The following is a 247-nucleotide window of genomic DNA, read 5'->3' as shown; positions in this document are numbered from 1 at the left end:
GACAAACACGGCGTTTTTCGTTCGCTTCATCCGTCGAAGCAAGACCGAACAAGCGGCCTGACACAGTTTGGTCGGGCACTTTATGAGCTCAACATCGACATTATCTGTGCCAATACTCCGCAGGCTAAAGGCCGTGTCGAGCGGGCAAACAGGACGTTGCAGGATCGTCTGGTCAAGGAGTTACGGCTGCGGGGCATCGATACGATCGAGGCTGCCAATGCGTATGCGACTGAATATATTGCAGATT

1 pseudogene is annotated in these 247 nt (G+C 53.0%); it reads left to right on the top strand.

Annotation, left to right across the window (positions count from 1 at the left end):
* Positions 1 to 247 (top strand): annotated as a pseudogene (locus HBA93_RS22600) (ISNCY family transposase); the annotation flags it as partial.

Source organism: Ochrobactrum sp. SFR4, from assembly GCF_019730395.1.
Classification (GTDB): domain Bacteria; phylum Pseudomonadota; class Alphaproteobacteria; order Rhizobiales; family Rhizobiaceae; genus Pseudochrobactrum.
The sequence above is the reverse complement of the archived record's forward strand: the minus strand, read 5'-3'. Positions and strand labels throughout refer to the sequence as shown.